This window comes from Fibrobacter sp. HC4, from assembly GCF_023373925.1.
GTDB lineage: Bacteria > Fibrobacterota > Fibrobacteria > Fibrobacterales > Fibrobacteraceae > Fibrobacter.
The window spans coordinates 1-1,012 of sequence record NZ_JALCZV010000050.1; the positions used below are offsets into that span (position 1 = coordinate 1).

1 protein-coding gene is annotated in these 1,012 nt (G+C 48.7%); it reads right to left on the reverse strand.

Features of this window, described 5'->3' with window-relative positions; genetic code table 11:
- Positions 1–661, reverse strand: a 661-nt coding sequence (locus MMG03_RS15780) for an Rpn family recombination-promoting nuclease/putative transposase (RefSeq protein ID WP_249506723.1), incomplete at its 3' end; no start/stop codon positions are given.
- Between the last annotated feature and the right edge of the window lie 351 nt (positions 662–1,012).

Here is a 1,012-nt window from a genome sequence, read left to right on the forward strand (position 1 = left end):
CAAGTCCCTTCTTGTAGCGAATGTTCAGTTCCTGTTCGAGAGTCATATAAGCCTTCTTTGCGACTGGGTCATTGCGATACCGCTCCACAAATGCGTGAATCCGCTTGATCCTTTCGGATTCGTACTTCTGCGTTGCGAAATACTGCATGTACTCGCGAGTAACCTCATCCGTGACTTCGCGGTACTTACTAAAGATATAAAAATTCTTGTAGCAAAGGTCTCCCAGCAAAATGTTGGGGTCGGTTTCCTCGCGATTCTGGAACTGATACACCGGCTTGCCCGCCTTGAAAATATCCTCGGGGCAGAGAAACAAGATGTACTGTTCCTTGAGTTCATCGTAATTGACTCCCTTGCCCAAAGCATCCAGATCAAGCATCCCCTGGTAATACCTGGCGCGCTTGGGCAGTTCACTGGTGTCGATCATCTGCAACTCGATATCGAAAGAGCGGCCGTTTCCGGAATCACCCTCCCTTGCCTGCACATCCAGGCGCACACTCTTGTGGAAGGGATCCTCCTGGAGGGTGGCCTCGGAAACCACACTGATCTTTTCGATGTCAATCTTCAGGATGTCCTGCAGGAAATCCTGCGCGATATCCGCATTGCTAAAAACCTTTGCGAACATGAAGTTGTCACAAATTGTCAATTCCTCGTATTTCTTCATATGTTGTTTTTCGGGACTTGCTCTTGCGGGTGTCAGGCGGTTATATCCCCTCGCTCCTGCCGGGTCCCGCAAGAATTATTTTCCTTCCCGTTCTGCGACATCGGCCCTCGTGAGCCGACTAGCCTGCGTTTCCCACACGCAAACCTGCAACGCCGTCGAAAGGATTTTTTCTTGCGGTGACAAATATAAACAAGCTCGCCCCGCACAGTCAAGGGCTGTAACTTAGGGCTGTTCATTATGCAAACAGTTGTTTGCACGATTTCACAATTTGTTAACAACAAGCGCTAACTATATAATAAAGGCTGATGGTTCAAAAACCACCAGCTTTTTTCAGAGTGTCATCCTGAACGC